General features: G+C 65.7%; 12 protein-coding genes. 3 read left to right on the top strand and 9 right to left on the bottom strand.

The features are described 5' to 3' along the window. Positions 1–316: 316 nt before the first annotated feature. On the top strand, positions 317–1,234 hold the full coding sequence (locus tag QJT78_RS43780) for a LysR substrate-binding domain-containing protein (RefSeq protein ID WP_028151445.1): 918 nt from the start codon (positions 317–319) through the stop codon (positions 1,232–1,234). Here QJT78_RS43780 and QJT78_RS43775 read toward each other — a convergent pair. Genes QJT78_RS43775 through QJT78_RS43735 form a run of 9 tightly spaced genes read right to left on the bottom strand, consistent with a single transcriptional unit; the run spans position 1,224 to position 10,013 of the window. Continuing rightward, positions 1,224–2,597: an amidohydrolase family protein gene (locus tag QJT78_RS43775; RefSeq protein WP_028151444.1), complete on the bottom strand. Its 1,374-nt coding sequence runs from the start codon at positions 2,595–2,597 to the stop codon at positions 1,224–1,226. The two genes, QJT78_RS43780 and QJT78_RS43775, sit on opposite strands and share 11 nt — an antisense overlap. Then, positions 2,594–4,177, bottom strand: coding sequence for an ABC transporter substrate-binding protein (locus tag QJT78_RS43770; RefSeq protein WP_038953314.1), 1,584 nt, complete (start codon positions 4,175–4,177; stop codon positions 2,594–2,596). Before QJT78_RS43770 ends, QJT78_RS43775 begins: the two co-directional genes overlap by 4 nt. Positions 4,178–4,199: 22 nt before the next feature. Then, positions 4,200–4,856: an aspartate/glutamate racemase family protein gene (locus QJT78_RS43765; protein ID WP_038945238.1), complete on the bottom strand. Its 657-nt coding sequence runs from the start codon at positions 4,854–4,856 to the stop codon at positions 4,200–4,202. An 8-nt stretch (positions 4,857–4,864) separates the two neighbouring features. Further along, positions 4,865–5,749 (bottom strand): polysaccharide deacetylase, encoded by an 885-nt coding sequence (locus QJT78_RS43760; protein ID WP_028151441.1) that lies wholly within the window; start codon positions 5,747–5,749, stop codon positions 4,865–4,867. Beyond that, complete coding sequence (locus tag QJT78_RS43755) at positions 5,736–6,551, bottom strand: ABC transporter substrate-binding protein (RefSeq protein ID WP_028151440.1); 816 nt, start codon at positions 6,549–6,551, stop codon at positions 5,736–5,738. The genes QJT78_RS43760 and QJT78_RS43755 overlap by 14 nt, the downstream gene beginning before the upstream one ends. Positions 6,552–6,566: 15 nt before the next feature. Further along, complete coding sequence (locus QJT78_RS43750) at positions 6,567–7,331, bottom strand: amino acid ABC transporter ATP-binding protein (RefSeq protein WP_028151439.1); 765 nt, start codon at positions 7,329–7,331, stop codon at positions 6,567–6,569. Then, entirely contained in the window at positions 7,328–8,182 is an 855-nt protein-coding gene (locus QJT78_RS43745; protein WP_038945236.1) for an amino acid ABC transporter permease, read from the bottom strand. Before QJT78_RS43745 ends, QJT78_RS43750 begins: the two co-directional genes overlap by 4 nt. Further along, positions 8,179–9,003: an ABC transporter substrate-binding protein gene (locus QJT78_RS43740; RefSeq protein ID WP_028151437.1), complete on the bottom strand. Its 825-nt coding sequence runs from the start codon at positions 9,001–9,003 to the stop codon at positions 8,179–8,181. The genes QJT78_RS43745 and QJT78_RS43740 overlap by 4 nt, the downstream gene beginning before the upstream one ends. A 53-nt stretch (positions 9,004–9,056) precedes the next feature. Continuing rightward, complete coding sequence (locus tag QJT78_RS43735) at positions 9,057–10,013, bottom strand: N-carbamoyl-D-amino-acid hydrolase (protein ID WP_080586817.1); 957 nt, start codon at positions 10,011–10,013, stop codon at positions 9,057–9,059. A 151-nt stretch (positions 10,014–10,164) separates the two neighbouring features. Between QJT78_RS43735 and QJT78_RS43730 the strand changes: the two genes are divergently transcribed. Together QJT78_RS43730 and QJT78_RS43725 are read left to right on the top strand one after the other, a co-directional pair. Then, a complete protein-coding gene (locus QJT78_RS43730; RefSeq protein WP_028151435.1) occupies positions 10,165–11,091 on the top strand; it encodes a LysR family transcriptional regulator in 927 nt (308 codons plus the stop codon). Between the two features lie 44 nt (positions 11,092–11,135). After that, the gene (locus tag QJT78_RS43725; protein ID WP_028151434.1) at positions 11,136–11,849 is read left to right on the top strand and encodes a type 1 glutamine amidotransferase; all 714 of its coding nucleotides are present in this window, start codon (positions 11,136–11,138) and stop codon (positions 11,847–11,849) included. Positions 11,850–12,064: the final 215 nt, after the last annotated feature.

The following is a 12,064-nucleotide window of genomic DNA, read 5'->3' as shown; positions in this document are numbered from 1 at the left end:
CCGGCGGCTCTTCTTCGTCATCTTCGCTCCTGATTCGCAGCAAGAATCCTCGCCGCTGTCAGGCAGAAAATCCACTCAAGCTACTGTCCGAATTTGCGGGGCCAGCTCTCATTTCCTTCCGCGCCAACCCTCTCCGGACAGGGCTCCGGCCCCTGCTCGGCGGGTTTTGGCGCGATCTGGAGGTTCGAACCCCTCCAATCTGCCGAAAAAGCGGGCTGTCTCCAGTCCTGATGAAAAAGATCGCAAACCTATACTTCCATCGTCCAATGAATAATGGCACCCTCTACATGCGTAAATGTTATGAATGGAATTGGGGATGGCCCGGATCAATTCGCGGCAGGTCGAGGCCTTCCGCGCGACGATGCTGACCGGGAGCGTGACCGAGGCGGCGGCGCTGATGAAGGTGACGCAGCCGGCCGTGAGCCGGCTGCTGCGCGACCTCCAGGCGCTGCTGAAAATGGAGCTGTTCGAGCGGCGCGGTACAGGCCTCGTGCCGACCGCCGCGGCGATGGCGCTCTATACCGAAGTGGAGCGCTCCTTCGTCGGCCTCGAACGCATCACGGCCGCCGCCGAGGAAATCCGCGGCCGCCGCACCGGCTCGCTGCGAGTCGCTGCATTGCCGGCGCTGTCGAACGGCTATCTGCCGCGGCTCGCCGGACATTTCCTGAAAGAACGGCCCAACCTCAACCTCGCCTTCTTCGGCGTGATCTCGCCGATCGTGGTCGATTGGGTGCTCAACAATCAATGCGACATCGGCTTTGCCGAGGTGCCGATCGCCCATTCCGGCCTGCCGAGCCAGCGGCTGCCCGCGCTGGCGCGCGTCGCGGTGCTACCGACCGGTCACCGCCTCGCGGAGAAGGAGGTGCTGGAACCGCGCGATTTCGAGGGCGAGACCTTCATCTCGCTGTCGGCGGGATCGTCGAGCCGCCACCTCGTCGACCAGGTCTTTCATCGCCATAATGTCCGCCGCGTATTGCGGGTCGAGACCACGCTGTCGGAGATCATGTGCGGCATGGTGTCATCAGGGCTTGGCGTCGCGATCTGCGATCCCTTCACCGCGCAGGAATTTTCCACCCGCGGCGTCGTCGTTCGCCGCTTCCTGCCGCGCATCGACTTCGAATTCTCCGCCGTTTTTCCGGCACAACGCAGCCCCTCGCCGGTGGCGCTGGATCTGGTCGAGACCATGCGCAAGGCGCTGGTGGAATTCGAGGACGACGCAACCCTCAGCCGTTGAACGCGGCCTGCGCCTCCGGCAGGTCCCAGATCTTGCCGATCGCGGCCGTGCCCGCCGCCGTGATCGCCGCTTCGTCGGCGCCGAGATAGCGGCCGGTGTCGACCAGCATGCGGCCGTCGACCATGACCTGGTCGATGTTGGCGCGGTTGGCGAGTGCGATCAGCGCGCGGCGCGGATCGAACAGCGGCTGAAGATGCGGATGGGTGAGATCGACGACGGTGAGATCGGCGGTCGCGCCGGGCTCGATCCGGCCGAGATCAGGCCGCTTGATGACGTCGGCAGCCACGGCCGTGTTCGCCTCGATCAGCTCCGGCGAATTGGCGACATCGGCGCGCGCCGAGGTGACCTTGGAGATCAGCGACGCCGCATTGAGCTCGCCGAGCAGATCCATGTTGTAGCCGTCGGTGCCGACCACAGTGCGGACGCCATGCTCGGCGAAGCGGCTGAACGCCGCAGTGACGCCGGCGCGCGCGAATACGCGCGGGCAATTCAGCACGGTCATGCCGCGCGCGGCCATCAGGTTGAGATCGTCGTCGGTGCTGAACATGCAATGCGCGGCCATCAGGTCCGGCGCCAGCAGGCCGAGCCAGTCGAGATATTGCGCCGGCGTGCGGCCGCCATAGCGCTTGCCGATGGTCTCGACCTCCGCGCGGCTCTGCGCCATGTGCGTCGTGATGGGCACGCCAAGCTCGCGCGCCCGCGTGGCGCAGGCTTTCAGCAGATCGGGGCCGCAGGTGTCGGTGGCGTGCGGGCTCATCGCAAGACTGATGCGCCCGTCGCCACGATTGTTCCAACGCTGATAGAGCGCGTCCCAGGTTGCCATGTCGGCGGTGCCGTCGTCGCCGGAATAGCGCACGACGCCATCGGGGCCGGCCTTGGCGTCGGACGTCGAGAACAGATAAGGCGCGCCATAGAAGCGGATGCCCATCTCCTCGGCCGCATCGAACATTTCCGGAATCGAGTTCCGGAATGGCTCCATCACCGTAGTGGCGCCGCCCTTGAGGAGTTGGAGAATGCCGAGCCGTGCGACCGCGAGGCGCTCTTCCGCCGACAGGATATCGGCACCGCGCTTGGTCAGCGGCAAGAGCACCGTATAGACGATGCTCTGGTTGTTCTTGCGGCCGTTGCCGTCCTCGGTATGGCTGCGCGCCACCGCTTCGGAGAAGCAGTGATTGTGCAGGTTCAAGAGACCGGGCAGCACGAAGCGGCCGGGGCGATCGTAAGTTTGATCCGCACTCGGCTTGCTGCGCGTGATTGCCGCGATCTTCCTGCCTTCGACCAGGACCCAATGGTCGCGCAGCACGTCCTGCGCGCCGTCTTTCCGTGACAGCACATAGCTGCCGAAAATTGCTGTGGTGCTCATGCGGGGCGTACGTTCCAGAAGACGGCGGTGCCGTCGAGAATGCCGGTGATGGCTTTGCGATAGGCGGTCGGCTGCTTGTACAGGCCGATCGGAATATAGGGGATTTCGTCGAACGCGACCGCCTGGATCTCGCGGCAGATGCGCTGCTGCTCGGCGAGTTCGGAGGCCGCCAGCCACTGGCCGCGCAACGGCCCCATCCTCTCGCTCGCGTACCAGCCGGCGACCTTGCCCTCGCCGCGGATGTTGGTGTTGCCGGCCGGGTTGAGCCAGTCGATACCCTGCCAGTTGCCGACCGCCGCGCTCCAGCCGCCCTGCCCGATCGGGTCCTTCTTGAGCTGGCGCTGCAACACGACGGCGAAATCGAGCCCGGCATATTCGACATTCATGCCGGCTTTGCGTAGTGAGTCGACTGCGATCTCACCGAGCGGCTTCTGCGCCAGCGAGTTGGTGGGGACCAGCACCACGATCTTCTCGCCATTGTAGCCCGCGGCCTTCAGTTCGGCCTTGACCTTGTCGTAGTTGCGCGGACCGCGGAACACGTCGAGGCCGACGTCGCTCGCCATCGGGGTATCAGGCGCGAAATAGCCGATCGGCGACATCTGGAAGGCCGGATCAGTACCGGCCACTGCCGTCATGAACGCGGATTGGTCGATCGCGCCCAGCAGCGCGCGGCGAACGGCAGGATTGTCGAACGGAGGCTGCAGATGATTGAGGCGCAGCATGCAGGCGTAGCCTCGGGGGTCGAGGATGCTCGTCTCGATATCGCCGGCCGCCTTGATGATCGGCAGCAGATCGTGCGGCGTGGTCTCCTGCCAGTCCTGCTCGCCGGTCTGGAGCGCGGCGACGCCGGTGCCCGCATCGGGCGTGGTGGTCCAGACCACGCGGTCGTAGTGCACGATCTTCGGACCCGCGGTCCAATCCGGCTTGCCGTCGGTGCGCGGCTGGTAGCGGTCGAATTTGGCATAGGCGTTGCGCGCGCCCTGCACGCGCTCGTCGGCAAGATAGCGGAACGGCCCGCTGCCGATGACTTCGGTCAGCGGCTTGAACGGGTCCTGGCTCGCCAGCCGCTCCGGCATCATGAAGCAGGGATTGATCGCCGCTTTGCCGAGCGCCTGCGGCAGCAGCGGGAACGGACGCTTGAGACGGAAGCGGATGGTGCGGTCGTCGGCGGCCGAGAGCTCGGCGGTCGCCTCCAGCAGCTCGCCGCCAAAGCCGTCGCGCGCCGCCCAGCGGCGGATGCTGGCGACGCAGTCGCGCGCCAGCACACGTTCGCCATCGTGCCAGAACAGGCCATCGCGCAAGCTGAGGTCCCATTGCAGCAAGTCAGCGGAGATGGCGTGGCCCGACAGCATCTGCGGCGAGACCTGGAGCGAGGAGCTCATGCCATAGAGCGTGTCGTAGACCATGAAGCCGTGGTTCCGCGACACCTGCGCGGTCGAATAGATGGGATCGACGAAGGCGAGGTCGATGACGGGAATGAAGCGCAAGGTGCTCTGCGCTTCGGCGCGGACGATGCCCGGCAGCGACAACGCCGGTACTGCGGCGGCGGCCTTGAGGAGCGAGCGGCGGGAGATAGGCATTACGAGAGGCTCCTGACGGATCTTACGTGTTCAACAAGACCGCACCGATTGCAGCGGCGACCGCCTGCTGCGCCGGCTCGATCACGGGCACACCGATCGCTTCCGCGATCGCCGCGCGGTGCGACGCCATGCCGGCGCAGCCCATCACCACGACATCGGCGCGGCATTGGGTGACCAGTGCGCGGCCGGCTTCGATCAAGCGGCCGCGGATATCGGCGCCTGCCGTTTCCGCGGCACTGGCGCCGACCGACCAGCTTCCGGCGTAACGGCTGTCGACGCCCATCACCCGCGCCATGCGCTGTTGGCGGCGGATGCTCGACGGCGACAGCGCGATGATGCCAAAGCGTTCGCCCAGCATCAGCGCGCGAAAGATGCCACATTCGGCGATGCCCAGCACCGGACGGCGGCCTGCCGCCTCACGCGCCGCATGCAGGCCGGGATCGCTGAAGCAGGCCAGCACGAAGGCATCCGCATCAGCGCGCGCGACGCGGTTGACCAGCGGCATGACGACGCTGTCGGCATCGCGCTGCGAGCTGATGCCGGGCGGTCCCTCGGCAAGGCCAACCACCTCGATGTCAGGTCCGCCGGCGATGCGCAGCGGCGCGACCGCGTCGTCGATCGCCGCCGTCACCGATGCGGAGGAGTTCGGGTTGATGACGAGGATGCGACGACGGGTCATGGCACTGCTCAGCGGTTGCCGGCTTCGTGGCGCAGGAAATTTTCCGCGATCTTCTCGCCGGTCGTGATCCAGACGTCCGGGCACGACTTTGCGTAGGTCAGGAATTCGCGCAGCAGGCGCAGCCGCATCGGACGGCCGCTGCACTGGGGATGCAGCACGGTCGTCACCATCGCGCCCCAATCCCTGGTTTCGTCGAGCTCGTCCTTCCAGATCGAGAGCACGTGCTCCTTGGGGAAGATCGAGCGCGGGCTGAAGCGGGCCGAGAGGCCGTGCATCCAGTCGTCATAGCTCGCAGTGACCGGCAGCTCGATCGTGCCGGGCTTGCCGTCGGCCAGACGATGGCGGTAAGGCCGCACGTCGTCGCGGAATGACGATGTGTAGACGATGCCGTGACGTACGAGTGCTGCGCGCAGCTCCTCGGTGAACTCGCCATAGGGCGCGCGATAGCCGGTCGGCCTGACCCCGAGCCGGCGCTTGAGCGCCTCGAAGCCGCGCTCCAGCTCCTCCTCGATCCAAGGGTCGCCGGGATCGGGCAGCAGGTGGTGATAGCCGTGATGGCCGATCTCGTGGCCGGCCTTGAGAATGGATTCCGCCATCGCCGGATGTGCGTCGACCGACCATCCCGTGACGAAGAACGTCGCCTTGAGATCGAGCTGGTCGAGCAACTCCAAGAGTTTGGGCGTACCGACGCGGGCCTCATAGCCGCCATAGCTCATGGTGATGAGCCGCTGCGCGTGGACCGCGTCCTTGCTGGTCCACGCGCTCTCCGCGTCCACGTCGAACGACAGGAACATCGCCGAAGTATAGGGTTTCGGCCAGGGATATTCGGGCGCGGGATCGGCGGTGTTGGCCGGAACGAGCGGGATGCTCTTGAGTGCCTTACTGTCCAGCATTGATGGTCGCCTTCTCTAATCCGTTGTCGTTCAGTTTCCACTTGGCAAGCAGGGTCTTGTAGGTGCCGTCGGCGATCAACCCATCGACCGCTTCAAGAATGGCCTGCTGAAGTGCCTTTTCCTTGACCGGCAGGGCGATGCCGGTGAATTGCTGCGCGATGGGCTCGCCTACGGACGCATAGGCGCCGGGCTCGAGGTCCATGATGTAGGGCAGCGTCTCGTTGCCCTGGGCGGCGGCATCGATGCGGCCCTGCCTGAGCTGGGTGCGGGCGTCGGCCGAGCCGTCGGTACCGATGAACTGGATCGGATTGCCGCCGCAATTCTTCTCGCTCCACGCCGCGATCTGCGCCGGGAACATGGTGCGACGGCTGGCGCCCACCTTCTTGCCGCAGAGCGATGCCGCGTCCTTGAACTCCGCCTTGCGCGACTGCTGCACGAAGAACTGCGGGCCGCTCCTGAGATAATCGACGAAGGACGCGATGTCGTGACGGCTGGCGTAGTCCGTGAAGCCGGACAGGATGGCGTCCACGCGCCCGGTCGAGATCGACGGCATGAACTCGGCGAAGCTTGTCTCCTGCCATTCGATCTTGACGCCGAGCTTGCGGCCGATGGCTTCGCCGAGATCAATGTCGAAGCCGGACAGCGCGTTGGTGGCGGGATCGCGGAACTCCATCGGCGGATAGTTCGGCACCAGCGCCACCTTGAGGCTGCCGCGCTTGGCGATTTCCGGCGGCAGCTCGATCGCCAATGCCGAAACGGTCATGGCGCCGAACAGCGCCGCCGCAACCAAAAGTCTCTTCATCAACACGCCCCCATTTCAGATCACAGCCGAAAGAAATGCCTTGGTGCGCTCCTCGCGCGGCGCACCCAATACGTCCGAGGCGCGCCCCTGCTCGACGATCGCACCCTGATCCATGTAGACGACGCGGTCGGCGACCTCGCGCGCGAAGCCGAGCTCGTGCGTCACCACCATCATGGTCATGCCGCTCTTCGCCAGCTCCTTCATGACCGCGAGAACCTCGCCGACGAGTTCCGGATCGAGCGCGCTGGTCGGCTCGTCGAACAGCATCAACATCGGCTTCATGGCGAGCGCGCGCGCGATCGCCACGCGCTGCTGCTGGCCGCCGGAGAGCTGCGCGGGATACCAGTCCGCCTTGGCGGACAATCCGACGCGCCGGAGCAGTTCGAGCGCCTCCGCGCGCACCTCATCTAGCTTGCGCCCCTGCACCTGAAGCGGACCCTCGGTGATATTCTCCAGCGCTGTCTTGTGCGGAAACAGATTGAAGCGCTGGAACACCATGCCGGTCTTCAGCCGCTGCCGCCCGATCTCCCGCTCGCTGAGGCGATAGAGCCGCCCGCTTTGCTCGCGCACGCCAAGCAGCTCGCCGTCGAGCCAGATGCCGCCGGCATCGATCGCGGCAAGCTGGTTGATGCAGCGGAGCAGCGTGGTCTTGCCGGAGCCGGAGGCGCCGATCAAACACATCACCTCGCCGGGCCAGACGTCGAGCGAGACGCTTCTGAGAGCCTGGAACTCGCCAAAGCTCTTGCTGACGGTGCGGATCGCGACGAGCGGTCTTGTCATCGCGCCAGCCGCAATGTGCCGCGGGCAAAACGGCGTTCGAGCAGCATCTGGAGCGGCGTCAGGATCGAGACCACGAGCAAGTACCAGAGCCCGGCGACGATCAGGAGCTCGATCACGCGCGAGTTGGCGTAGTAGATGTTTTCGGCGTTGTGCAGCAGTTCCGGATACTGGATGACGCTCGCAAGCGACGTCGCCTTCACCATGCCGATGAACTCGTTGCCGAGCGGCGGGATCACGACGCGCATCGCCTGCGGCAGGATGATCCGGCGCAGCGCGCGCAGCCGCCCCATGCCGATCGCCTGCGCCGCCTCGTATTGCCCGCTGTCGACCGACAGCATGCCGGCGCGCATCACCTCGGACGTATAGGCGCCCTGGTTGATGCCGAGCCCGAGCAGCGCGGCGAGGAACGGCGTCATGACGTCGACCGCGCGCGCAGACAAGCCGGGAATGCCGATGGTCGGAAACACCAGCGCGAGGTTGAACCACAACAGCAGTTGCAGGATCAGCGGCGTGCCACGGAACAGCCAGGTGTAGCCGGCCGCAACCGTCTTCAGCACCGGATTGGGCGACAGCCGCATGACCGCGACGACGACGCCGAGGATAATGCCGAGCGCCATCGCCAGCACCGCCATCACCATCGTGTTGACGATGCCTTCGAGGATGACTTTTGCGGTCAGGAAGCGACTGACATAGGACCATTCGATCTGGCCGCCGGCGAAGGCGCGCACGATCGCCGCAAGCACGAGGACGATCAGCGCCGCGCTGAGCCAGCGAAACCAGTGCGGCTCGCGCGCGATCCGCATCCCCGACAGATCAGGGAAACCCTCCGCGAGTGCCGGCACCGGCTTCATTGCGGTGCCGCATTCAGCATGGGCTGAGCCACCGCGTTAGCCCCTAGGCCCCACTTGTCGAGGACGGCCTTGTAGGCGCCGTCGGCGATCATCGCCGTGAGCTTCTCCGTCACCACTTCGCGCAAGGCCGCGTCGTCCTTGCGGAACATGATGCCCTGGTAGCCTTTGGCGAAGGGCTCGCCGACGACGCGATATTTGCCGGGCTCCTGCGTCTGCGCGTAAGGCAGCGTCTCGCTGCCCTGCACGGCGGCGTCGATGCGGCCCTGCTTGAGCTGGTTGCGGACGTCGATCGAGTTCTCACCGGGGACGTACTGAATGGCGGGCTTGCCGGCCGGCTCGCAGTTCTGCTTGCTCCACTTCTCAATCTCGACCGGGAAGCTGGTGCTGCGGGTGGTGCCGACCTTCTTGCCGCAGAGATCCGTCGCGTCCTTGGCCGCATTGTCCGCCATCACGAAGAACTGCGGGCCGGTGGCGAGGTAGTCGACGAAATCGGCGATCTCGCGCCGCGAGGCGCGGTCGGAGATGCCGGAGATGATGAAGTCCGCGCGCCTGGTCTGGAGCGACGGGATCAACTCGGCGAACGGCGTCTCGCTCCAGACGATTTTGACGCCAAGCCGCTTCGCAAGTTCGTTGGCCAGATCGATATCGAGCCCGACGAGTTCGTTGGTGGCGGGATCGCGGTACTCCATCGGCGCGTAGGTGGAATTGACCGTGAGTTTTAGCACGCCAGCCTGCTTGATCTCCGCCGGAAGCTCCGCCGCTTGCGCCGACGTTACGGTAGCCAGTACTGCGAGACCGAGAGAGAGCGAGAGGCGTATCATGTCAGCTCCTTTGCCAACGTTTTGCTTTGAGTCCTTTGCCAGCGCCGTGCCAGTCAGTCCGCGTCGAGAACGGCCGGCTCGATGACGCCGGCGCGTTCGGTGATCACCCTGTATTGCTCCGGCCGCCGGTGGGCGGCAAAGTTGAACATCTTGTCCTTGCCCTGGCGGCAGAGATCGAGATCGATGTCGGCGACGATCACCTCGTCGGCCAAAGTCTGGGCTTGCGCAACGATGCGGCCATTGGGATCGACGATGCAGGAGCCGCCGATCAAGCCGGAGCCGTCCTCCTCGCCCGCCTTCGCCACCGAGATCGCCCAGGTCGCGTTCATGTAGGCGTTGGCCTGCGTCACCAGCGTCGAGTGGAAGGTGCGCAAGGACGCGTCTTCGGTGATGCCGCCATTGGGATCGTAGGCGGCCGAATTGTAGCCGATGCAGACCAGCTCGACGCCTTGCAGGCCGAGCACGCGCCAGGATTCCGGCCAGCGGCGGTCGTTGCAGATCATCATGCCCATGATCGCATGGGCCCAGGCCGAGCCCGCGCGGAAAGCGGGAAAGCCGAGGTCGCCATAGTCGAAATAGCGCTTCTCGAGCTGCTGGTAGCGCGCGCCTTCGCGCGGCTCGACCGAGCCCGGCAGATGCACCTTGCGATAGCGGCCGAGGATCTCGCCGTCGCGATCGACCAGGATCGCGCAATTATAACGCCGGCCATCAGGGGTCAGCTCGGCATAGCCGACATAGAAGCCGACGCGCAGCGCGCGCGCACGGTCGAACAGTTTTGCCACGGCCGGGTTCGGCATGCCGCGCTCGAAATAGTGGTCGAGCGCGTCGCCTTCGAGCAGCCAGCGCGGGAAGAAGGTGGTGAAGGCAAGCTCGGGAAACACCACGAGGCTGGCGCCGCGGCCGGCGGCCTCCTCCAACATGTCGAGCATCCGCGCCAGCGTATGCTCGCGCGGATCGGCTTTTTGCGTCGGCCCCATCTGTGCGGCGGCGGCGCGAAGGACACGAACCAAGATTGCCTCCAATATGTGCGCAGTGCTGCCTCAATGGGCGAATGAACCCTTTGATGCGACGTGCAAATCCGCGACCATTACGCGGAAGCGGGGCTGCAAAATCAATTCGTTCTGCTATGATGTTTTGGCCCAGAGTATAATCGGCAGTGATATGAACCTGCGTCAGCTCGAGATCCTGCGTGCCGTCATCCGCCACCGCACCACGGTGGCGGCGGCGGACGAACTGGCGCTGTCACAGCCCGCGGTCAGCAACGCGCTGAAGACGATGGAGGCGCAGGCGGGCTTTGCGCTGTTCGAGCGCGTCAACAACCGGCTGTTTCCGACCGCGGAGGCGATGGCGCTCTACAAGGAGAGCGAAGCCATCTTCGCGCTGCACGCCAAGCTCGAGAACCGCGTCCGCGATCTGCGCGAGAACCGTTCCGGCCATCTCGCGCTCGTCGCGACGCCGCCGCTGGCCTACAGCATCATCCCGTCGGCGCTCTCGAGCTTCCTTCGCCGCCGCCCGGAGACGCGCGTGTTCTTCGACGTGCGGCGCTATGAGGGCATCATCGAGGGGGTGCTCAGCCGCGTTGCCGAACTCGGCTTCGCGCTCGGGCTGACGCATCATCCCGGCATCGCGCATGAGGTGGTGCACACCGGCGAGATGGTGTGCGTGCTGCCGCCGCGGCATCCGCTTGCCGACAAGCCCGTGATCTCGGCCGCCGATCTATCCGGCATGCCCTTCATCGGGCTCGAGCGCGGCACGCGCCTCGGTGAGGCCGTGCGCGACAGCTTTGCCCGCGCCGGCGCGCCGTTCCAGCCGACCGTCGAGGTGCGCTACTGCAACACGGCCTGCGTGCTCGCCACCGCCGGCGTCGGCGCCGCCGTGGTCGATCCGTTCTCGCCGCGGCAGAACGGCGGCAGCGGCCTCGTGGTGCGGCCGTTCACGCCCACGACGCACGCCGTCGCCTATATGCTGTGGTCGGAAGCCGAGCCGCTGTCGCGCCTGGCCAAGGCGTTTCTCAACGAGGTCCGCAAGGAAAGCGCACTGCTGGAGCGCACAGCGCCACACCAGCAACATGGGGCAGAAAGCGACTGAGCTTCGCAACCTTTTGACTTTGTCCTTTTGACCTTGGGGGGCACATGGCACGCATCACCATCATCGAGACCGGACAGGTCCCGCAGAAATACCGCGAGCAGCACGGCTCATTTCCCGACATGTTCGAGCGCATGGTCCGCGCCGAGGACCCGACCGCCACGGTGGACGTCGTCAGCATCCCCAATGGCGATGCGCTGCCCGATCCGAGCAAGCTCGAGGCCGTGCTGATCACCGGTGCTGCCGCCGGCGTCTATGACGGGCTCGACTGGATCGCGCCGCTGGAAGATTTCGTACGCACGGCTTACGCCAACAAGACGCCGATGGTCGGCGTCTGCTTCGGCCATCAACTGATCGCGCAGGCGCTCGGCGGCACCGTGCAGAAGTCGGAGAAGGGCTGGGGCATCGGCCGCCACGTCTATCAGGTGCTGCCGGAGAACGGCGTCGTCGACGGCGAAGCGGTCGCGATCGCCGCCTCACATCAGGACCAGGTGGTCGAGCCTCCCATCGATGCGCTGACGATCCTCTCGTCCGAATTCACCCCGCATGCCGGCCTGCTCTACGCCAACGGCGCCACGCTGACCGTGCAGCCGCATCCGGAATTCGACGTGGAGTTTGCGCAAGTGTGCTGCGAGCTCCGCGACGGCAAGGCGCCGGAGGATGTCGTTGCGACCGCGAGGGAGTCGCTGGCGGGGCCGATGGACAACGCGAAACTGGGTGGGGCGATCACGCGGTTTTTGGCGAGGCGCGCGGCGCCTTAATTCAAGGTCCTCGCCATGCGCACCTCTTCCCTTCTCCCCTTGCGGGAGAAGGTGGCGCGAAGCGCCGGATGCGGGGTCGCTCTCCACGAGCGAGATGTTCACGAGGAGAGATACCCCTTGTAAGTCGAAGCGCCGCAGGTCAGCTATTGTAGACGTTGCGGTGACGGACGGGAGCCCGCAAACCCCCAGGTCGTTGCAGGCCGTGGGTGAGAGAG

It is taken from the genome of Bradyrhizobium sp. Mp27 (assembly GCF_029953005.1).
In the GTDB taxonomy this organism is placed as follows: domain Bacteria; phylum Pseudomonadota; class Alphaproteobacteria; order Rhizobiales; family Xanthobacteraceae; genus Bradyrhizobium; species Bradyrhizobium barranii.
Note: the sequence above shows the minus strand (reverse complement) of the source record. Positions and strands in the feature narration are given on the sequence as shown.